At 71.8% G+C, this 18,382-nt stretch carries 20 protein-coding genes; 10 read left to right on the forward strand and 10 right to left on the reverse strand.

All coding sequences use genetic code 11. The features are described 5' to 3' along the window. Positions 1–162: 162 nt before the first annotated feature. The gene (pgfA, locus tag EOT10_RS10725; protein WP_127827890.1) at positions 163–1,173 is read right to left on the reverse strand and encodes a cell envelope lipid trafficking protein PgfA; all 1,011 of its coding nucleotides are present in this window, start codon (positions 1,171–1,173) and stop codon (positions 163–165) included. A 199-nt stretch (positions 1,174–1,372) separates the two neighbouring features. Between pgfA and EOT10_RS41250 the strand changes: the two genes are divergently transcribed. The 3 genes from EOT10_RS41250 (at position 1,373) to EOT10_RS10735 (ending at position 4,328) form a co-directional block, all read left to right on the forward strand. After that, positions 1,373–1,525 (forward strand): hypothetical protein, encoded by a 153-nt coding sequence (locus tag EOT10_RS41250; RefSeq protein ID WP_189491421.1) that lies wholly within the window; start codon positions 1,373–1,375, stop codon positions 1,523–1,525. Between the two features lie 834 nt (positions 1,526–2,359). Then, positions 2,360–3,517 (forward strand): PucR family transcriptional regulator, encoded by a 1,158-nt coding sequence (locus EOT10_RS10730; protein WP_127828198.1) that lies wholly within the window; start codon positions 2,360–2,362, stop codon positions 3,515–3,517. A 124-nt stretch (positions 3,518–3,641) separates the two neighbouring features. Beyond that, a complete protein-coding gene (locus tag EOT10_RS10735) occupies positions 3,642–4,328 on the forward strand; it encodes an SCO2400 family protein (protein WP_127827891.1) in 687 nt (228 codons plus the stop codon). Positions 4,329–4,385: 57 nt separating this feature from the next. Here the strand turns inward: EOT10_RS10735 and EOT10_RS10740 are convergent, their stop codons facing one another. Beyond that, positions 4,386–4,835 (reverse strand): MarR family winged helix-turn-helix transcriptional regulator, encoded by a 450-nt coding sequence (locus EOT10_RS10740; protein ID WP_127827892.1) that lies wholly within the window; start codon positions 4,833–4,835, stop codon positions 4,386–4,388. Between the two features lie 87 nt (positions 4,836–4,922). Here EOT10_RS10740 and EOT10_RS10745 point away from each other — a divergent pair, with 87 nt between their 5' ends. From EOT10_RS10745 to EOT10_RS10765, 5 genes are all read left to right on the forward strand, one after another. After that, positions 4,923–5,954, forward strand: coding sequence for an NADP-dependent oxidoreductase (locus EOT10_RS10745; protein ID WP_127827893.1), 1,032 nt, complete (start codon positions 4,923–4,925; stop codon positions 5,952–5,954). Positions 5,955–6,072: 118 nt separating this feature from the next. After that, positions 6,073–6,495 carry an organic hydroperoxide resistance protein gene (locus tag EOT10_RS10750; protein WP_127827894.1) on the forward strand — a complete coding sequence of 141 codons (423 nt, stop codon included), beginning with the start codon at positions 6,073–6,075 and terminating at the stop codon, positions 6,493–6,495. Positions 6,496–6,560: 65 nt separating this feature from the next. Further along, a complete protein-coding gene (locus EOT10_RS10755) occupies positions 6,561–7,340 on the forward strand; it encodes an EI24 domain-containing protein (RefSeq protein ID WP_127827895.1) in 780 nt (259 codons plus the stop codon). Between the two features lie 116 nt (positions 7,341–7,456). Beyond that, positions 7,457–8,266 (forward strand): NAD(P)-dependent oxidoreductase, encoded by an 810-nt coding sequence (locus tag EOT10_RS10760; RefSeq protein ID WP_127827896.1) that lies wholly within the window; start codon positions 7,457–7,459, stop codon positions 8,264–8,266. 20 nt (positions 8,267–8,286) lie between these two features. Next, the gene (locus tag EOT10_RS10765; RefSeq protein ID WP_127827897.1) at positions 8,287–8,616 is read left to right on the forward strand and encodes a YrdB family protein; all 330 of its coding nucleotides are present in this window, start codon (positions 8,287–8,289) and stop codon (positions 8,614–8,616) included. Between the two features lie 56 nt (positions 8,617–8,672). Here the strand turns inward: EOT10_RS10765 and EOT10_RS10770 are convergent, their stop codons facing one another. Continuing rightward, positions 8,673–9,707 (reverse strand): aldose epimerase family protein, encoded by a 1,035-nt coding sequence (locus EOT10_RS10770; protein ID WP_127827898.1) that lies wholly within the window; start codon positions 9,705–9,707, stop codon positions 8,673–8,675. 61 nt (positions 9,708–9,768) lie between these two features. Beyond that, positions 9,769–10,689: an SGNH/GDSL hydrolase family protein gene (locus tag EOT10_RS10775; RefSeq protein WP_127827899.1), complete on the reverse strand. Its 921-nt coding sequence runs from the start codon at positions 10,687–10,689 to the stop codon at positions 9,769–9,771. Between the two features lie 380 nt (positions 10,690–11,069). On the opposite strand from EOT10_RS10775, the gene EOT10_RS10780 reads away from it, so the two are divergent. After that, entirely contained in the window at positions 11,070–11,564 is a 495-nt protein-coding gene (locus tag EOT10_RS10780) for a DUF3145 domain-containing protein (RefSeq protein WP_127827900.1), read from the forward strand. Between the two features lie 164 nt (positions 11,565–11,728). Here the strand turns inward: EOT10_RS10780 and EOT10_RS10785 are convergent, their stop codons facing one another. The 5 genes from EOT10_RS10785 to EOT10_RS10805 all read right to left on the reverse strand — a co-directional run bounded on the left by EOT10_RS10785 (position 11,729) and on the right by EOT10_RS10805 (position 16,693). Then, positions 11,729–13,000, reverse strand: coding sequence for a beta-ketoacyl-[acyl-carrier-protein] synthase family protein (locus tag EOT10_RS10785; protein WP_127827901.1), 1,272 nt, complete (start codon positions 12,998–13,000; stop codon positions 11,729–11,731). An 83-nt stretch (positions 13,001–13,083) separates the two neighbouring features. Continuing rightward, the gene (locus tag EOT10_RS10790) at positions 13,084–13,332 is read right to left on the reverse strand and encodes an acyl carrier protein (RefSeq protein ID WP_127827902.1); all 249 of its coding nucleotides are present in this window, start codon (positions 13,330–13,332) and stop codon (positions 13,084–13,086) included. Between the two features lie 69 nt (positions 13,333–13,401). Continuing rightward, a complete protein-coding gene (locus tag EOT10_RS10795) occupies positions 13,402–14,433 on the reverse strand; it encodes a ketoacyl-ACP synthase III (protein ID WP_127827903.1) in 1,032 nt (343 codons plus the stop codon). 17 nt (positions 14,434–14,450) lie between these two features. Further along, on the reverse strand, positions 14,451–15,389 hold the full coding sequence (locus EOT10_RS10800) for an ACP S-malonyltransferase (protein WP_127827904.1): 939 nt from the start codon (positions 15,387–15,389) through the stop codon (positions 14,451–14,453). Positions 15,390–15,478: 89 nt separating this feature from the next. After that, complete coding sequence (locus tag EOT10_RS10805; protein WP_127827905.1) at positions 15,479–16,693, reverse strand: PucR family transcriptional regulator; 1,215 nt, start codon at positions 16,691–16,693, stop codon at positions 15,479–15,481. 97 nt (positions 16,694–16,790) lie between these two features. Here EOT10_RS10805 and EOT10_RS10810 point away from each other — a divergent pair, with 97 nt between their 5' ends. After that, on the forward strand, positions 16,791–17,447 hold the full coding sequence (locus EOT10_RS10810) for a pirin family protein (protein ID WP_127828199.1): 657 nt from the start codon (positions 16,791–16,793) through the stop codon (positions 17,445–17,447). 51 nt (positions 17,448–17,498) lie between these two features. Here EOT10_RS10810 and EOT10_RS10815 read toward each other — a convergent pair whose 3' ends face one another. Further along, positions 17,499–18,308, reverse strand: a complete 810-nt coding sequence (locus EOT10_RS10815; RefSeq protein ID WP_127827906.1) for a serine hydrolase domain-containing protein — start codon at positions 18,306–18,308, stop codon at positions 17,499–17,501. Positions 18,309–18,382: the final 74 nt, after the last annotated feature.

Below are 18,382 nucleotides of genomic sequence, written 5' to 3' on the forward strand. Positions count from 1 at the left end.
GGAGCGGATGGCCGGGCGGTGGATCTGGAGGAGCTGTGCCGGGGCTGTGCGGGGGCCGTGCGCGAACTGTGCGGGGGTGGGGTGGGACAGTTTTCGCCGCACTGTGCGCGGCGGCTACTCACGCAGGTGACAATTTCTCAGCTTTCACCGGCTGACGTCTCATCACATCGTGGAGGGTTCCAGCACTGTTGGGGACGAATCGGGATTCGACGGCCCGCTTCCGGCCGACCGGCCACGTCCGCCCCGGCCCCGCACGACGAGCACGGCACCCAGTGCCGCGAGCGCGAGTCCGGCCGCGCCCGCCGCGAGCGGCAGCGTGGTGCCGAGCAGGCGAAGGCGGCCGCTGTCGTCCCGGGCGAGCGCCACCTGCTGCCGCTGGGTGGCCGGGGTGAACGCGATGCGCTCGCTGTCCAGGAGCACCACCGCGTCCTTCGCCGCACCGGGGGCGCGCAGCGTCTTGCGCGGGCCGATCGCCGCGTAGACGATCCGGCCCGTCTTCGGGTCGGCGACGAGTTCGATGCCGTGGTTCGCGTACCACTCCTCGGCCAGGACCTGATTCCGCTTCGGCTGTCCCACGATCGCGCCGGGCACCAGGCGCGAGCCGGTCCTGGTGGCGGGGACGGTGCCGGTGAAGCGGTAGCCCTCGTGGCCCTTGACCCTCTTCGTGCCCCGGTAGGAGAGCGTGACCGTCGCGCCGAGCGTGTTGTCCCACCAGCGGTATGCGCGCTTCTGGACGTCGAAGGGGAACTTGAGATAGGCCTCGCCCGCGAACGACGGCTGCTCGCCGCAGCAGTGCACGGGCGCGTTCGTCGCACGGTCGGTGACCCAGCGCTCCCGGGTCCACTGGAGCGCGTCGTGCGGGTCCGACGCGGGCAGCGTCGCGTCGGTGTCGACGGACGTCGCCACGTCCCACACCGCCCGGCCGCTCTTCTCGCCGGCGGCCACGTCGCCGCGCACCTGGCGCGTGACGGTGATCCGTCTGCCGTGCACCGTCCGCACCGCACCGGTGTCGAAATAGCTTCCGGTTCCGGTGAACACGGTCGTGGTGTCGACGTCGAGCGGGGTGCGCTCGGCGCGTGGTTCGACGTACCAGGCGAGTAGTGGGGCCAGGGCGAGGAGGAACGCGCCGAGACCCAGGGTGAGCAGGGAGAAAGCTGAGGCGGTACGACGCATCCGGCACTCCTGGGGGGTGGGAGGGAGCTCTGGTGCGGGCGCAGTGCGGCTGGGGACAGGCCCAGGGCCGGGAACCGTAGGCGCACACTTGACGGAGTGTCAATGCATTGCCGACACTGGGCACTTGCCGGAACGGGGCCGGCAAGCGGTGCGGTACGGGTGGGGATTCGACCTCCGAGAACGAGAGGCTCACCCTGCGATGAACAGACTGCTCGCCGCCGCCCTGACCATGGCGGCAGGCGCCGCACTCGCCATCGGCGCCGCCCTGGGCGTCGTCGCCCTCCTGAACGCCACCCCGGACCAGCCGAACGTGCCACTCGTGACGTACGAGACAGCCGGCCGGGAGCGCTGAGGGGTGCCGGCCGTTCCAACGGGCGGCCCGACGGGACGGGGGGCTGTCGCCCGTGACGACGGGGGCTCTCGCGGTGACGGAGGCTCTCGTGACGGCGGGGGCTCTCGTGGCGACGGGGGCTCTCGTGACGGCGGGGGCTCTCGTGACGGCGGGGGCTCTCGTGGCGACGGAGGCTCTCGTGGCGCGGGTGAGGCCGGTGGCGGTGGCCCAGGCCGTGGCGGCGGTGACCGGGGTGCCGGTGATCGTGGCGGTGACCGGGGTGCCGGTGACCGTGGTGCGGGTGGCCGGGGTGCCGGTGAGGTCGGTGCCGTTGACCACGGCTCCGCCGGCCACGTCGGCACGCTTCCCGGTTCCGCCGGCCACGCCTCCTCGGTTCCCGGTTCCGCCGATCGCGCTGCCGCGCTTCCCGGTTCCGTCGGCAGCCACGCCTCCTCGGTTCCCGGTTCCGCTGGCAACGCCTCCGTGCTTCCCGGTTCTGCTGACCGTGCCGCCGCGCTTCCCGGCTCTGTCGGCCACGCTGCCGCGCTTCCTGGCTCAGCCGACCGCGCTTCCGCGCTTCCCGGTTCCGCCGGCAATCCCGCCACGTTTCCTGGCTCAGTCGGCCACGCCTCCACGCTTCCTGGTTCCGCCGGCAACTCCGGCACGCTTCCTGGCTCCGTCGGCCACGCCGGCACGCTTGCCGGTTCCGCCGACCGCGCCGCCACGCTTCCCGCCTCCGCCGGCCACGCCTCCACGCCTCCCGGTCCAGCCGACCGCGCCGCCGCCCCGCGGTGCGAGCGGTCGGCCTGGCGTGATGTGCCGCGGCTCCAGGTGAAGCGCTTCGCCGGTCTCGCCATGGCCGAGGCGCCCGCCCTCGCGGAGGACATCCTGCGCGAGATCCGCCGCGAGTACCCCCATCTGCCCCTCGTGCTCGACGAGTCCGGCGAGCCCATGGCGCTCGTCGGCATCCGCCGCGCCATCGAGGGCTTCGTGCAGCTCCAGCTCGCCGACGCGGAGGACCGGCCGCGCTCCCACCCGGCCGTCTTCCAGGAGTTCGGCCGCGGCCAGAGCCTGCACGGCCGCAGCCTCGACTCCCTCCAGGCCATGTACCGGCTCGGTGTGCGCCTCGCCTGGCGCCGCCTCGCCGAACTCGGCCAGCGGGCCCTCATCCCGCCGCCCGCCATGTACGAACTCGCCGAGTCCGGCTTCGAGTACCTCGACGGACTCGTCGACCAGTCCGTACGCGGCTACGCCGAGGCCGCGGCCCGGCAGGCCGGCGAACGCCTGCGCCTCCAGCGGGGGCTCATCGACCTGCTGCTCGCCGGCCCCGCCGAACAGGCCGGCGGACCCGACCCCGCGCGCGCCCTCGCCGAGCGCGCCGCCAAGATCGGCTGGCCGCTGCCCGACCGGGTCTCCGTCGGCGTCCTCCTGCGCCCCGCGCGCGAGGCCGTCGCGCCCGCCGTCGGACAGGGCGTGCTCCTCGACATGGAGACCGAGCAGCCCCGCATGGTCGTGCCCGACCCCGACGCGGCGGGCCGCCCCGAACTGCTGCGCCGCGCCATGGCGGGCTGGTCGGGCGCCATCGGCCCGCCGGTGCCGCTCGCCGACGCGGCGAAGTCGCTGCGCTGGGCCGAGGCCGCGGTCCGGCTCGTGGAACGCGGGCTGCTCCCGGGCGGCGAGGTGCTCCACTGCACCGAGCACACCCAGGAACTCGTCCTGCTCCAGCCCGAGGAACTCATCGACGACCTCTCGCGCCGCGCCCTCGCCCCCCTCGCCCACTGCGGACCCACCCACGCCGCCCGCCTCGCCGACACGCTCCTCGCCTGGCTGGAGACCCGCGGCGGCGCTCCGGAAGTGGCCGCCCTCCTCGGCGTCCACCCGCAGACGGTGCGCTACCGGCTGCGCCAGATACGGGAGTTGTGGGGCGACGAGGTGGACGACCCGGACCGCCGCTTCGAACTGGAACTGGTCCTGCGCGCACGCCGGCTGAGGGACCGGCGCGGGGGACGGTGACGCCGGTGACGGCGAAGGACGGTGACCGCGGAAGCGGGCAAGGTGTCGGAACACCCGCTTCCGCACAGAACTTTCACAGCACCGGCTTTTCCCGTTACGGCGTGGCGCCTAGCCTCCATGCGTCATGGACTACTGCCACCCGTGCCGCAGGCACCTCAACGGCGCCCTCGCCTGCCCGGGGTGCGGCACGCCCGCCGACGCGTGCCGCGAGCATGCGGAGGCGCTCGCCGCACAGGAGCCGGCCGAGGGTGCCGGTGTCGCTCACGCCGACGAACCCGCGTACCCCCGCCGCTCCCGCAGGGAACGCCGTGAGTCGGTTGCCCGCAGGGCGCACCGGCGTCGGCGCAACAAGATCGTGTTCGCCGCCGCCGGACTCGCGCTCGCCGCGGGCGGCCTCAGCTTCGCGGAGCTCGGCACGGAGTCGTCGGCCGACGGTGACGGGCGCGGCTCGTCCTCGTCCGCCGAGGAGGCCGCCGACCGCGAGGCCGCGGCCGCCGCGTCCTCGGCGGCCGCCTCCCCGACGGGCGGCGCCACGACCGCGCCGGACCCGCACGCGCCGACCTCCTCGGCCTCCCCGTCGCCGTCCGCGTCGGAGTCCGACGACGTGAAGAAGGGCGACAAGGAGAAGGAGGCGGCGGCGGTCGACCGGAACCCGGGCGGTGCCACGGCCGCGCCCGCCGCCACACCGACGTCCGGCGGCGCGCCCACCGAGACCCCCCGCCGACCCGCCCCTCACCCCACGACCACACCCCCCGCGCCGGTCCCCACCCCGACGCACTCATGCGACCGGTTCCTGTGGTGGTGCACCTAGGGGGTGTCTGACACCCCTTAGCGCCCCTTAGCGCCCCGGAGGTCCTGGCGGGCGGTGTCAGTCCGCCGTGTCCCCGCCCAGCATCTTGCGCAGCAGCCCCCGCAGCACTTCCTGCTCCGTCTCGGTGAGCCCGGCGACGGCCCCGCACGCGAAGCTCAGGTTTCCCCTGACGCCGCGCGCCATCCGTACGCCCTCGTCCGTCGGGGCGGCCAGCTTCACCCGGCGGTCGGCCGGGTCGGGGCGGCGTTCGACGAGGCCGCGCGCCTCCAGGCGGTCGACGAGCCCGGTGATGTTCGACGGCTCGCAGTTCACCTGCTGCGCGATGCGCCGCATGGGCATCGGCTCGTGGGAGAGCAGGTCGAGGACGCGCGCCTGCGCCGCCGTGAGGCCCTGGCCTCCGGCGGCCTGCTCGTACTCCTTGTAGTGGCGCGCGACGAACGTGCCGATCATTGCGACGAGGTCGGCTGTCGCGGGGTCGGGTTCCGGGACGGAATTGCTTGCGGCCATGTCCCCCAGAGTACCCATTTACTTGACACTATGAAATATCGAGGAGCATGGTTGTTTCAGCAAGTGAAGCAATCAGGAGGTCCACGCATGTCTGTCGACACCCCCCAGCTCCCCGCCACGAGCCGTGAGTGGCACCTGGTCAGCCGCCCGGTCGGCTGGCCGAAGCCCGAGGACTTCGAGCTCCGCGAGGTGGAGATCGCACAGCCCGGCCCCGGCCAGGTGCTCGTGAAGAACCTCTACGTGTCCGTGGACCCGTACATGCGCGGCCGCATGAGCGCGGCCAAGTCGTACGTCGCCCCGTACGAGCTGGGCAAGGCGATGCAGGGCGGCGCGGTCGGCGTGGTCGTCGCCTCGAACGACGAGGGTGTGGCCGTCGGTGACCACGTGCTGCACTTCAACGGCTGGCGCGAGTACGCCACCTTCGACGCCAAGCAGGCCGTGACGGTCGACCCGGAGGCCGCGCCCCTGTCGGCGTACCTCGGCGTCCTCGGCATGACGGGTCTGACGGCGTATGCGGGTCTGACGCGCACCCTCTCCTTCAAGGAGGGCGACACGGTCTTCGTCTCCGGCGCGGCCGGCGCGGTCGGCAGCCAGGTCGGCCAGATCGCGAAGCTCAAGGGCGCCGCGCGCGTCATCGGCTCCGCGGGCTCCGACGAGAAGGTCAAGCTCCTCGTCGAGGAGTACGGCTTCGACGCGGCGTTCAACTACAAGAACGGCTCTGTCTTCGAGCAGCTCAAGCAGGCGGCCCCCGACGGCATCGACGTCTACTTCGACAACGTCGGCGGCGACCACCTCGAAGCGGCGATCGGGCAGCTCAACCGGGACGGGCGCATCGCGATCTGCGGCGCGATCTCGGTCTACAACGCCACCGAGCCCGCCCCCGGCCCGCGCAACCTGGCCCGCCTGATCCAGACCCGCGGCCGTATCGAGGGCTTCCTGGTCGGCGACCACTACGACCTGCAGCCGCAGTTCGTGCAGGAGGTCGGCGCCTGGGTCCGCTCCGGCGAGCTCAAGTACCGCGAGACCGTCGTCGAGGGCATCGAGAACAACCTGGAGGCGTTCCTCGGGGTTCTGCGCGGCGACAACATCGGAAAGATGGTCGTCAAGCTGGGTGAGTGACCGCCGGATGGCCCCCGAGTGACCCCGGTCACGCTCGTTTCTTCCGGGATTCGATAATCTCTTTCCGCCTACCGGATCAACGTGCCGGATCAAGCGTGATCGAATGAGGGAGTACGGGATGCCCATCCAGCAGTCGGACGTCGTCTACACCGCCGTGGCCACCGCGGAGAACGGCCGTGACGGCCGCGTCTCCACGGACGACGGCAAGCTCGACGTCGTCGTGAACCCGCCCAAGGAGCAGGGCGGCAGCGGCGCCGGCACCAACCCGGAGCAGCTGTTCGCCGCCGGCTACAGCGCCTGCTTCCAGGGCGCCCTCGCCGTGGTCGCCCGCCAGGAGAACGCCGACATCTCCGGCTCGACCGTCACCGCGCACGTGGGCATCGGCAAGAACGACGAGGGCTTCGGCCTCATCGTCGAGATCGCCGCCAAGATCCCGAACGTGGACGCGGCCACCGCCAAGTCCCTGGTCGAGAAGGCCCACCAGGTGTGCCCGTACTCCAAGGCCACCCGCGGCAACATCACGGTCACGCTCTCGGCCTGAGCCGCGACCCGGTCCCGGCCCGTACCCCACGCGAGGGGTGCGGGCCGGTCCCCTAGGGTGTTCCCATGCGTGATCTCGGGGCGGGCTTCGGCTACTTGATGAAGGGCCAGCGCTGGGTCTCCCAGCACGGCAAGCAGTTCGGCATGGGGCTCCTGCCCGGCCTGATCACCCTGGTCCTGTACGCGGCGGCGCTGGTGTGCCTGGCCGTGTGGGGCGACGACTTCGTCACCTGGGCGACCCCCTTCGCCGACGGCTGGACCTCGCCGTGGGCCGGCCTGTTCCGCGGCTTCCTGACCGGCGTCCTCTTCGCCCTCGTCCTGCTGCTCGCCGTCCTCACCTTCACCGCCGTCACCCTCCTCGTCGGCCAGCCCTTCTACGAGTCCCTGTCGGAGAAGGTCGACCTCGCCGAGGGCGGCCACGCGCCCGAGTCGGGCCTGCCGCTCTGGCGCGAACTGTGGATCTCCGCGCGCGACAGCCTGCGCATCCTGGTCCGTGCCGCCGTCTGGGGCGTCCTGCTCTTCGCCCTCGGCTTCCTCCCGTTCGTCGGTCAGACCGTCGTCCCGGTGATCGGCTTCTTCATCACCGGCTTCTTCCTGACCGAGGAGCTCACCGCGGTCGCGCTCCAGCGCCGCAGCGTCGAACTGCGTGAGCGCCTCGCCCTGCTGCGCTCCCGCAAGGGCCTCGCCTGGGGCTTCGGCACGCCGCTCGCGGTCGCGTTCCTGGTGCCGTTCGTGGCGGTGTTCCTGATGCCGGGCGCGGTGGCGGGCGCGACCCTGATGGCCCGTGACCTGCTCGGCGAGACCGCGGGCCCCGCACGCGGCGCGGGCGAACCGGCGACACGCTGACTCCGCCGCCCGCCCAGATGCCCTGGGCGGGCACACCTACGTGACGCGGTCTGCCACGTGACGCGGTCTCCCACGTCGTAGCGCCCTGCCCGCCGCCCAGGCGCTAGCGTCGGGACATGGAAAAGATCGCCTTCCTCGGCCTCGGTCACATGGGCGCACCCATGGCGCGCCACCTCCTCGACGCCGGACACCCCCTGACCGTCTGGAACCGCACCCCCGCGAAGGCCGCCCCCCTCGTCGAACGGGGCGCCGCGCTCGCCGACAGTCCCGCCGACGCCGTGCGCGACGCCGACGTCGTCATCACCATGCTCGCCACCCCGGACGCCGTGTCCGAGGTCGCCGACGCCATCACGCCCGTGCTGCGCCCCGGCTCGCACTGGGTGGAGATGTCGACCATCGGACCCGACGCCGTACGGCAGTTGGCGGCGCGCCTGGGAGACGGGGTGACCCTCGTCGACGCGCCCGTCATGGGCAGCACCGACAAGGCCGAGGCGGCCGAACTCGGCATCCTCGCGGGCGGCGACGCGGCCGGCGTCGAAGGCGTGCTCGCCCGTCTCGGGACGGTCACCCGCACCGGAGCGCCCGGCTCCGGCGCCGCGCTCAAACTCGTCGTCAACACCGCGGTCCTCGGCGGCGTCGGCCTGGTCGCCGAGGCCATGGCGCTCGCCGACGCGCTCGGCCTGCCCGAGGACGTGGCGAAGGGCGCGCTCGCCGCGGGTCCCCTCGGCGGGGCCCTCGCCCGCGCCTTCGCGACGGACGTGCACTTCGGCTCGGACCTCGCCGTCAAGGACATCGCCCTGGCCACCGCGACCACCGAACTCCCCGCCATGGAAGCCGTCCTCAGCCACTTCAAGGCGGTCGCCGCGGACCCGTCCCTCGCCCACGAGGACATCGCGCGGGCCGTCACCCGTATCCGGGAGCGGTAGGCCCGGTCCATACTGCGGCCATGAAAACGGCGAACCTGGGCGTCCTCTTCCTCATAGAACTGGCCGCCCTGGCGGCGGTCGCCTACTGGGGGTTCACCCGCGACGTCGCGACCCCGCTCGCCTGGCTGCTCGCGCTCGGGGCCGTCGCGGTGATGGTCACGCTGTGGGCGCTGTTCGGATCCCAGAAGGCTTCGTACAAGACGAGGGGCGCGGTCCGGGTCGCCTTCGAGGTGGTCTGGTTCGGGGCGGGCGCGGCCGGGCTCGTGCTGGCCGGGGCGATCGGCTGGGCGGTCGTCTACGCCGCAGTGTGCGTGGTGAGCAAGACGCTCGCGGTGATCTGGCACCAGTAAGCGCCGCCATACACAAGGGAGTTAACGCGCCTTCACGCCCGCCGGCCCGTCCGTCGTCACACGCGCGTGCCGAAGCCGTACACCGTCTCCGACCGGAACACCTCGCCCGGCCTCAGCTCCGTCGTCGGGAAGTGCGGCCGGTTGGGGGAGTCCGGGAAGTGCTGGGTCTCCAGGGCGATCCCGGCGCCGGGCGCGAACGGCAGCGCGTCGTCGAAGTGGTCGGACGTGTACAGCTGGAGCCCCGGCTCGGTCGTCGCCACGGACAGCGTCCGCCCCGACGCCGGGTCGTACAGCCCGGCCACCTCGACCGGCGTCGCAGTCACCCCCTTGTCGAGCACGTAGTTGCGGTCGTGACCGAGCCCCGGCTCCCTCGGCTCCCGGAAGTCGTACGCCGTGCCCGCCACCTCGGCGAACTCCCCGGTCGGCACGAGATCCGCGTCCGCCGGCGTGTACCGCGAGGCCGCGATCCGCACCTCGTGCCCGCCCGCCGCGTCACCGCAGTCCGCGCCGCCCAGATTCCAGTACGTGTGGTTCGTCAGATTCACGACGGTCGGCGCGTCGGTCACCGCCTCGTACGCGATCCGCAGCGCCCCGTCCTCGTCGAGCGTGTACGTCGCCGAGACCTCCAGGCGCCCGGGGAAACCCTCCTCGCCGTGCGGGCTCACGCGGTGCAGGCGCACACCGTGCTCGACCGGTTCCGCGTCCCAGACACGCTTGTCGAAGCCGCGCCCGCCGCCGTGCAGCGCGTTCGGCCCGTTGTTCTGCGCCAGGTGGTAGGTCCGGCCGTCGAGCAGGAAGCGGCCGCCCGCGATCCGGTTCGCGTACCGGCCGACCAGCGCGCCCAGGAACGGCCCCGGATGCGCCAGATAGCCCTCCAGGGACGGGAACCCGAGCACCACGTCCGCCGTCACACCCGCCCGGTCGGGAACCTCCGCCGACTGCACGATCCCGCCGTACGTCAGGACGCGCACCCGCACCCCGCCACGTTCGAGCGTCCAGCGGTGGACGGGGGTGACGGCGGTGACGGGGGTGCCATCGGAACTGCCGTAGGGGCTGCCGCCGGGGAGCGTGCCGAAGAGTTCGCTGCGCATGATCGAGACCCTACGCCGGGGCCCTGTCCGCGACTCAGGCGATCGGTCGCCCTCGCGCGACTCAGGCGATCGGTTCCTCGGACGTCACCCGGCGGTACGCCATGGCCGCGAGCTTCGACTGACCGTCCTTGCTGGGATGGAACCAGTCCCAGTGGCTCAGCTGCCTGCCGTCGAACCGGTAGTCGAAGACCGCCCCGCCGTCGTACCGGCACAACCGGTCCTTCGCGCACACGTCTCCGAGCACCTTGTTGTAGGCCACCACCCGATCCTGCACCGCCGCCCGGCGCCGCGTGGCCGCCTTGGCGAGGTCGTCCGGGTCGGCCAGCATCGACGAACAGATGCCGAGCTTCCACACCTGCTTGCCCAGCGCGCTCGACCGCCCCGCCGACCACAGGCGCTTGAGGTCCGGCACGCTCGACACGTACACCTGCGCCTTGGGCGCCTCACGCCGCAGGGTGCGCATCGCGTCCTGGAAGTCCTCGCGGAACGTGTCCACCGGAGTCATCGAGGAAGGTGTCGGACGGCACGCGTCGTTGGCCCCCGCCATCACCGTCACCAGCCCCGGCGACATCGCGGCCGCCTGCTCCATCTGCGCCGGAAGGTCCGCCATCCGGGCGCCCGTACGCGCGTAGTTCCAACTGTGGGTGGCGGCCCGCTCCTTCCCCAGGAGCCGTACCGCGAGACTGCGCACCCCGGTGTCGGAACCGGTCGCCCACGACACCTCCGGGCAGTCGGCGAGCACCGAACAGGCGTCGAAACCCCGCGTGATGGAGTCGCCCACCGCGGCAACCGAGCGTGGACTGGTGTCCCACGTGGGGGTGGGCTTCGGTGACGGCTTGCCACCGGCCGTACCGCCGGTGGAACCGGGGGAGTTGCCACCGGTGACCTCGCACGCGGCGAGCCCCGCGGCACCGAGGAGGATCGCCGTCACACCGGCGACGGAGACCCGGAGCGCGGCTGACCGGTGGCTTCGCATCCGCATCTCCTTGTCCCTTCTCACCGCTCCTGGCCGCCGCGGGCGCCTCTGTCGTCGAACGTGACGCTGCGTACACCCCCGCGGTTGAGTCCCCGCGGGTGAAACGTCGGTGTGTATCGGCGCCGGGACCGACGGTACGTCACACTCCTTGCGCCGCCACACGGTAGCCTCGGCCCGAGGCGGCCCGGCCACTGCTGTCACGGCAGCGGCAGAGCGGTCCGACAACCCGGTGAGAACCCGCTGCACAGCTTCCGCTAAATTACATCACGTCACATCTGTCCCCTTTTTTCCTGATTCCCCTGCTTCGACTAGTCTCTGGGGAAATCTGCTCGGCACGGGCGCGAGGCCGCCGGGAAAGGCGCACTCGTCCCACACTGGAGGTCCCGGTGACGACACGTGGAGTTCTGTACGTGCACTCCGCGCCGCGCGCGCTGTGCCCGCACGTCGAATGGGCAGTCGCGGGCGTGCTCGGCGCGCGTATCAACCTCGACTGGATCAGGCAGCCCGCGGCGCCCGGCACTTGGAGATCAGAGTTCTCCTGGCGCGGAGAGGCGGGCACCGCCTCCAAGCTGGCGTCCGCGCTGCGCGGCTGGCAGCTCCTGCGCTTCGAGGTCACGGCGGAACCCTGCGCGGCGGCCGAGGGCGAGCGCTACAGCGCCACCCCCGAACTGGGCATCTTCCACGCCGTCACCGGCATCCACGGCGACATCCTCATCCCCGAGGACCGGCTGCGCGCCGCACTGGCCCGCTCCAGGGGCGGCGAGACGGACCTCGAGGCCGAACTCGCCAAACTCCTCGGCAAGCCCTGGGACGACGAACTCGAACCCTTCCGCTACGCGGGCGAGGGCGCCCCGGTGAGATGGCTCCACCAGGTGGTGTGACCTTGTAGGGGGTGCTGGTGTCACTGCGCGGGCGTGAGTTGCGCCCCTGAAAGGGGCGCGGGGAACTGCGCGACAAGCCCCCACCGGGCTGCAGACGAATATGAAGCGGGCCCACCCGGAAACTTCCGAGTGGGCCCCGCCCATTTTCAAAGGCTCGCGGAGCGTCAGACGCTACGGAACGCCAGCACCACGTTGTGCCCACCAAAGCCGAACGAGTCGTTCAGCGCAGCGATCCGGCCCTCGACGGGCAGCTTGCGCGCCTCCCCACGGACGATGTCGGCGTTGGCCTCCGCCTCCGGGTCGAGGTTCTCGATGTTGATCGTCGGCGGAGCCACCCGGTGGTACAGGGCGAGCACCGACGCGACCGACTCGATACCGCCGGCGCCACCGAGCAGGTGACCCGTCATCGACTTGGTGGCGGAGACCGCCATGTGGTCGGTGTCGTCGCCGAACACCTTGCGCAGCGCCTTGAGTTCCGCCACGTCACCGGCCGGCGTCGACGTCGCGTGCGCGTTCACGTGCACGATCTCGGCCGGGTCCAGGTCGGTGCTGTCGAGCAGGTTCTGCAGGGCCTGCGAGATGCCGCGGCCGCCCGGCTCGGGCTGGACGATGTCGTGGCTGTCGGCGGAGATGCCCTGGCCGACCGCCTCCGCGTAGACGCGGGCACCGCGCTTGGCGGCGTGCTCGGCGGACTCGAGGACCAGGACGCCGGCGCCCTCACCGAGGACGAAGCCGTCCCGGCCGATGTCGTAGGGGCGCGAGGCCCCCTGCGGGTCGTCGTTGTTCTTGGACATGGCCATCATGTTGCCGAAGGCGGCGATGGGCAGCGGGTGGATGGCCGCCTCGGTGCCACCGGCGACCACGACGTCCGCACGGCCCGTGCGGATCATCTCGATCGCGTAGCCGATGGCCTCGGCGCCGGACGCGCAGGCGGAGACCGGGGTGTGCACACCCGCGCGGGCGTTCACGGCCAGGCCGACGTTGGCCGAGGGGCCGTTCGGCATGAGCATCGGGACGGTGTGCGGGGAGACGCGGCGTACGCCCTTCTCCTTCAGCACGTCGTACTGGTCGAGGAGCGTCGTCACGCCGCCGATGCCGGAGGCGATGACCGCGCCGAGGCGGTCGGGGGCGACGGCCTCGTCCTCACCGGCCTTGTCGGTGAAACCGGCGTCGGCCCAGGCCTCCTTGGCCGCGATCAGCGCGAACTGCGCCGAGCGGTCCAGGCGGCGGGCCTGCGGGCGCGGAATGACCTCGCCCGGCTCCACGGCGATCTGCGCCGCGATACGGACCGCCTGGTCGGCGGCCCACTCCTGTTCGAGGGGACGGACACCGGAACGACCGGCGACCAGACCCTCCCAGGTGGACGTCACGTCGCCACCCAGCGGTGTGGTTGCGCCGATACCGGTGACGACCACGGTGCGATTGGTCGAGCTCACAGGAATTCTTTCTCCAACGGATGCGAGGGATTCAGCGGCGCCACCGCCGGGTGGCGGAGCGACAGCACTAGGCGAACTGGTGATCAGGCCTGGTGCTCGAGGATGTAGGTGGTGGCGTCACCCACGGTCTTGAGGTTCTTGACGTCGTCGTCCGGGATCTTGACGTCGAAGCGCTCTTCGGCGGCGACGACGACCTCGACCATGGACAGCGAGTCGACGTCCAGGTCGTCGGTGAAGGACTTGTCCAGCTGGACGTCCTCGACCGGGATGCCGGCGATCTCGTTCACGATCTCCGCGAGACCGGCGACGATCTCTTCCTGAGTGGCGGCCATGTTGGCGCTCCTTCTATGTATCCAGAGGGTGTGGCGGCGGTTGCGCCCGGAGTGATCCGGACAGTCCGCCTAGGGGAGGGTAACGACCGTGGCGGCGTACACGAGACCCGCCCCGAAGCCGATGACGAGCGCGGTGTCGCCGCTCTTCGCCTTCCCGGTCGCCAGAAGCCGCTCCATCGCGAGCGGAATCGAGGCGGCCGAGGTGTTGCCGGTGGTCTCGATGTCACGTGCGACCGTGACGTGTTCCGGCAGTTTCAGAGTCTTCACCATCGAGTCGATGATCCGCATGTTCGCCTGGTGCGGAATGAAGACGTCCAGGTCGTCCGGGCTGATCCCGGCCGCGTCCAGCGCCTGCTGGGCAACCTTCGCCATCTCGAACACGGCCCAGCGGAACACCGCTTGGCCCTCCTGCGTGATCGCAGGGAACTTGATGTCGCCCTTGCTGTCGAGCGGCAGCTTCGACACGTCGCCCACGCGGAACTCGTCCCAGGGCACGGTCTGCTTGATCGTCTCGGACTTGTCGCCCTCGGAACCCCAGACCGTGGGGCCGATGTGCGGCTCCTGCGAGGGGCCGACGACGACGGCGCCCGCGCCGTCACCGAACAGGAAGGCCGTCGCGCGGTCCTCCAGGTCGGTCAGGTCGCTCAGCCGCTCCACGCCGATCACCAGCACGTACTCGGCGCTGCCCTCGACGACCATGCCCTTGGCGAGGGTCAGGCCGTAGCCGAAGCCCGCGCAGCCGGCGGAGATGTCGAACGCGGCAGCCTTCGCCGTGCCGAGCTTGTCCGCGATCTCGGTCGCGATGGCCGGGGTCTGCTTGAAGTGCGACACCGTCGACACGACGACGGCGCCGATCTGCTCCGCGCTGATCCCGGCGTCGGCGATGGCCTTGCCGGAGGCCTCGATCGACATCGCGGCCACGGTCTCCTCGTCGGAGGCCCAGTGACGCGTCGCGATGCCCGAACGGGAGCGGATCCACTCGTCCGACGAGTCGATCTTCTCGAGGATCACCTCGTTCGGCACGACCCGGGTCGGCCGGTAACCGCCGACGCCCATGATGCGCGCGTACGGGGCGCCCTGACTGGGCTTGATCTTCGACATGCTCTCGGGGCTCCTTGTCAGGCCGTCTGCGTGTCCGCCGCGGCGGAGGAGTGCTCGGCGATCAGGGCGCGGGCTGCGTCGAGGTCGTCGGGGGTCTTGAGGGCGAGGGTCTGCACGCCGGGCAGGGCGCGCTTGGCGAGACCGGTGAGGGTGCCGCCCGGGCACACCTCGACGAGCGCGGTCACGCCGAGCGCCTTGAAAGTCTCCATGCACAGGTCCCAGCGGACCGGGTTGGCCACCTGGCCGACCAGACGCGCGACGACCTCGGCACCCGTGGCGACCGTCCGGCCGTCCTTGTTCGAGACGTACGCGACCGTGGGGTCGGCCGGCGTCAGGTCCTTCGCGGCCTCTTCCAGCTTCGCCACCGCGGGAGCCATGTGACGGGTGTGGAACGCGCCGGCCACCTTCAGCGCCACGACCCGGCGTACACCCTCGGGCTTGTCGGCCTCGAGCGCGGCGAGCTCCTCGAGGGTGCCCGCGGCCACGATCTGGCCCGCGCCGTTCACGTTCGCCGGGGTCAGGCCCAGCTTCTCCAGGTGCGCGACGGTGACGTCCGGCTCACCGCCGAGGAGGGCGGACATACCGGTCTTGGTCACGGCGGCCGCGTCGGCCATCGCCAGGCCGCGCTTGCGCACGAGCTGGAGGGCGGCGGTGTCGTCGAGCACCCCGGCGAAGGCCGCCGCGGTGATCTCGCCGACGCTGTGACCCGCGACGGCGTCCGGAGTGATGTCGCCGAGCGCGGCGGCCGACAGAAGTCCGGCCGCGACGAGCAGGGGCTGGGCGACGGCCGTGTCACGGATCGCGTCCGCGTCGGCCTGCGTGCCGTAGTGGGCAAGGTCGAGCCCGATGGCGTCGGACCACGCGGCGATGCGGTCCGCTGCACCGGGGAGGTCGAGCCAGGGAGTCAGGAAGCCGGGCGTCTGGGCGCCTTGGCCGGGAGCGACGAGTACGAGCACTCTCACACTCTCTCTTGTGGACGGCCACGGCCGCCCGTGGGGACAGGGACGAAGAACCGAAGGGGGAATTGTAGGCCCCCGACAAAAGGCTACGACTGAGTATCTGCGTCGGCCAGGCGCCCCAGGATCAGCGCGATACGCAGCGTGAATGCCGACCGGACATCGGAGGGTGACCAACCGGTGACGTCTGTCACACGTCGAAGCCGGTAGCGGACGGTGTTCGGATGCACGAAGAGCATCCGCGCCGCACCTTCGAGACTGCTCGCCTGCTCCAGATAGACGCTGAGCGTCTCCAGGAGCGCCGAGCCGGCCTCCTCCAGCGGTCTGTAGATCTCCTCCACCAATTGCTCGCGCGCGGCAGGGTCACTCGCGATGGCCCGCTCCGGCAGGAGATCGTCCGCCAGAACGGGGCGCGGAGCGTCCTGCCAGGCCCCGCACGCCTTGAGCCCGGCGGCCGCGGCCTGCGCCGACCTCGTCGCGGCGAGCAGGTCGGGCACCACGGGCCCGGCCACCACGGGACCCGCCGCGTACGGGCCGATCAGCGACTTCGCGACCTGGAGCGGATTGTTGCTGCCGCCGGCGATGACGACGAGCCGGTCGCCGAGCACCCCGGTCAGGACCTGCAGCTTGGCGTGCCGGGCGGCCCGCCGGATCGCCTCGACCGTCAGCTCGCTGTCCCCGTCGGGAGCGGTGCCGAGCACCACGCACACATGCTCCGGCGAGTTCCACCCGAGCGCCGCGGCCCTGCTGACGGCGCCCTCGTCGGCCTCGCCCGAGAGGACCGCGTTGACCACCAGGGATTCGAGCCGGGCGTCCCAGGCGCCGCGTGCCTCCGCCGCCTGTGCGTAGACCTGGGCGGTCGCGAAGGCGATCTCCCGCGCGTACACGAGCAGGGCCTCGCGCAGGACGGACTCGTCGCCGGGCGCCGCCACCTCGTCGATCGCGGACTCCATGACCTCGATGGTCGTGCGGACCATCTCCACGGTCTGGCGCAGGGTGATGGCCCGGGTCAGCTCGCGGGGCGCGGTGCCGAAGACATCGGTCGAGATCGCCTGGGGCGCGTCCGGATGCCGGAACCACTCGGTGAAGGCCGCGATACCGGCCTGCGCGACCAGACCGATCCAGGAGCGGTTCTCCGGTGGCATCGCCCGGTACCACGACAGCGTCTCGTCCATGCGCGTGATGGCCTGCGCGGCCAGGCTGCCGGACGACTTCTCCAGACGCTTCAGAGTCGCGGAGTGCGGGTGGGTGTCCGTACGGCGGTCGCGATGGTCGGGTGTTTCGTTCGCTGAGGGTTCAGGCACGGGGACAAGACTGCCTTATCGGGACGGCTCAGCGGAGTGGAGGGTGCGAGGTGACTGCGTGAACGGCCCCGTCCGGGGGTCTACCGTGTACGGCGTGATGGATGTACGTCGCTCCGGCGACCGGTACCCCGGCGGCGAGCCGGACGCCGGAATCGAGTCGTTCCACGCCTTCTCCTTCGGGCCTCACTACGACCCCGACAATCTCCGCTTCGGGGCGGTCCTGGCCTGCAACGAGGAGCGGCTCGCGCCGGGCGCGGGCTTCGACGAGCATCCCCACAGCCACACCGAGATCGTCACCTGGGTCGTCTCGGGCCGGCTCACCCACCGCGACTCGACCGGGCACGAGTCCGTGGTCGGCCCCGGCGACGTGCAACGCCTCAGCGCGGGCGGCGGTGTGCGCCACGTCGAGCGCAACGACGGCCCCGACCCGCTCGTCTTCGTCCAGATGTGGCTCGCCCCTCTGGAGCCGGGCGGCGACCCGGTCTACGAGGTCGTGCACGGCATCGCCGACTCCACCCCCTACGCCGTCCCGGAGGCCGGATCCCTCCTGCACGTGCGCCGCCTCGGGCCGGGGGAACGCGCCGCGGTCCCGGACGCGCCCCAGGTGTACGTCCATGTCGTCCGCGGTGAAGTGGCGCTCGGCGGCGAGGAGTTGGGGCCGGGCGACTCGGTGAGGATCGACGGGGAGTCCGGCCTCGAAGCCGTGGCGTCGGGGCCGGCGGAACTGCTGATGTGGGAGATGGCCGCCCGCTGACCCCTCCGTTGACAGCTCCGCCGTGAACGGCCGCGCGCCCTCACACCCGGCTCACACCTCGGCGAGCACCGCGTCCGTGAACGGGGGCCACACCTCGGCCGCCCAGGGCCCGAACGCCCGATCGGTCAGCGCCACACAGGCGACGCCCGCGACGGGGTCGACCCACAGGAACGTGCCCGACTGACCGAAGTGCCCGAAGGTCCGCGTCGACGACGAACTCCCCGTCCAGTGCGGCGACTTGGAGTCCCTGATCTCGAACCCGAGCCCCCAGTCGTTCGGGTTCTGGTGCCCGTAACCCGGCAGTACGCCCTTGAGGCCCGGGTACTGCACGGTCATCGCCTCGGCGACGGTGCGCGGATCGAGCAGCCTGGGGGCCTGTACCTCGGCGGCGAACCGGACCAGGTCGTCCACCGTCGACACCCCGTCCTTGGCGGGCGACCCCTCCAGCGTGGTCGAGTTCATACCGAGGGGCTCGAGAACCGCCTGGCGCAGATACTCCGCGAACGGGATCTCCGTCGCCTTCGCGATGTGGTCCCCGAGCACCTCGAAACCGGCGTTCGAGTACAGCCGGCGCGTGCCGGGCGCCGACGTGGCCCGGTGCTCGTCGAACGCGAGCCCGGAGGTGTGTGCCAGCAGGTGGCGCACCGTGGACCCCTCGGGCCCTGCCGGGTCGTCCAACTCGATCGCGCCCTCTTCATAGGCGACGAGGGCCGCGTAGGCGGCGAGCGGCTTGGTGACCGAGGCCAGCGGGAAGCGGTGGGCCGTCGGTCCGTGCACCCCGAGGACCGTGCCGTCCGCGCGGACGACGGCTGCGGCGGCGGTCGGGACCGGCCAGTTCTCGATCATCGCAAGGCTCTGCATGGCCACGAGCCTAACGGGCCCCGAGAGGGCGTCGTGGCGACGGTCGCCGTCCGGAATTCCTTCCCGATGCGCTT

Origin of the sequence: Streptomyces antnestii (genome assembly GCF_004005495.1) — a bacterium.
GTDB lineage: Bacteria > Actinomycetota > Actinomycetes > Streptomycetales > Streptomycetaceae > Streptomyces > Streptomyces antnestii.

What these genes read in the sequence shown, in the direction of transcription:
- pgfA (WP_127827890.1), bottom strand. Translation starts at nt 1,173, where the DNA reads ATGCGTCGTACCGCCTCAGCTTTCTCCCTGCTCACCCTGGGTCTCGGC.
- EOT10_RS41250 (WP_189491421.1), top strand. Translation starts at nt 1,373, where the DNA reads ATGAACAGACTGCTCGCCGCCGCCCTGACCATGGCGGCAGGCGCCGCA.
- EOT10_RS10730 (WP_127828198.1), top strand. Translation starts at nt 2,360, where the DNA reads ATGGCCGAGGCGCCCGCCCTCGCGGAGGACATCCTGCGCGAGATCCGC.
- EOT10_RS10735 (WP_127827891.1), top strand. Translation starts at nt 3,642, where the DNA reads ATGGACTACTGCCACCCGTGCCGCAGGCACCTCAACGGCGCCCTCGCC.
- EOT10_RS10740 (WP_127827892.1), bottom strand. Translation starts at nt 4,835, where the DNA reads ATGGCCGCAAGCAATTCCGTCCCGGAACCCGACCCCGCGACAGCCGAC.
- EOT10_RS10745 (WP_127827893.1), top strand. Translation starts at nt 4,923, where the DNA reads ATGTCTGTCGACACCCCCCAGCTCCCCGCCACGAGCCGTGAGTGGCAC.
- EOT10_RS10750 (WP_127827894.1), top strand. Translation starts at nt 6,073, where the DNA reads ATGCCCATCCAGCAGTCGGACGTCGTCTACACCGCCGTGGCCACCGCG.
- EOT10_RS10755 (WP_127827895.1), top strand. Translation starts at nt 6,561, where the DNA reads ATGCGTGATCTCGGGGCGGGCTTCGGCTACTTGATGAAGGGCCAGCGC.
- EOT10_RS10760 (WP_127827896.1), top strand. Translation starts at nt 7,457, where the DNA reads ATGGAAAAGATCGCCTTCCTCGGCCTCGGTCACATGGGCGCACCCATG.
- EOT10_RS10765 (WP_127827897.1), top strand. Translation starts at nt 8,287, where the DNA reads ATGAAAACGGCGAACCTGGGCGTCCTCTTCCTCATAGAACTGGCCGCC.
- EOT10_RS10770 (WP_127827898.1), bottom strand. Translation starts at nt 9,707, where the DNA reads ATGCGCAGCGAACTCTTCGGCACGCTCCCCGGCGGCAGCCCCTACGGC.
- EOT10_RS10775 (WP_127827899.1), bottom strand. Translation starts at nt 10,689, where the DNA reads ATGCGGATGCGAAGCCACCGGTCAGCCGCGCTCCGGGTCTCCGTCGCC.
- EOT10_RS10790 (WP_127827902.1), bottom strand. Translation starts at nt 13,332, where the DNA reads ATGGCCGCCACTCAGGAAGAGATCGTCGCCGGTCTCGCGGAGATCGTG.
- EOT10_RS10795 (WP_127827903.1), bottom strand. Translation starts at nt 14,433, where the DNA reads ATGTCGAAGATCAAGCCCAGTCAGGGCGCCCCGTACGCGCGCATCATG.
- EOT10_RS10810 (WP_127828199.1), top strand. Translation starts at nt 16,791, where the DNA reads ATGGATGTACGTCGCTCCGGCGACCGGTACCCCGGCGGCGAGCCGGAC.
- EOT10_RS10815 (WP_127827906.1), bottom strand. Translation starts at nt 18,308, where the DNA reads ATGCAGAGCCTTGCGATGATCGAGAACTGGCCGGTCCCGACCGCCGCC.